Origin of the sequence: Streptomyces sp. L-9-10 (assembly GCF_004151105.1) — a bacterium.
GTDB lineage: Bacteria > Actinomycetota > Actinomycetes > Streptomycetales > Streptomycetaceae > Streptomyces.
On the sequence record NZ_PHRF01000156.1, the window covers coordinates 1 to 478 of the forward strand.

Genomic DNA, 478 nt, shown 5'->3' on the forward strand with positions numbered 1-478 from the left:
TGTTCGCGGTGGAGGTGGCGCTGTTCCGGCTGGTCGAATCGTGGGGTGTGCGGACCGACTTCGTGGCGGGGCATTCGATCGGTGAGGTCGCGGCGGCGTATGTGGCGGGGGTGTTCTCGCTGGAGGACGCCTGCCGTCTGGTGGTGGCGCGTGCGTCGCTGATGCAGGCGTTGCCGGTGGGTGGTTCGATGATGGCGGTGCAGGCGACGGAGGACGAGGTCGCCCCGCTGCTGTCGGGTGAGGTGTCGATCGCGGCGATCAACGGCCCCTCGTCGGTTGTCGTTTCGGGTGATGAGGATGCTGTCCTGGCGGTGGCGGCGCGGTTGTCGGAGCAGGGTCGTAAGACCACGCGTCTGCGGGTGTCGCACGCCTTCCACTCGCCTTTGATGGATCCGATGCTGGACGACTTCCGCACCGTCGCGGAGGGCTTGTCGTTCGCGGCTCCCCGTATCCCGGTCGTGTCGAATCTGACCGGTGG

Annotated in this window: 1 protein-coding gene; it reads left to right on the forward strand. The window is 67.6% G+C overall.

Annotated features, from left to right (window positions below; all coding sequences use genetic code 11):
- On the forward strand, positions 1-478 hold a 478-nt coding region (locus tag CU044_RS32175; protein WP_129772269.1), incomplete at both ends, for an acyltransferase domain-containing protein.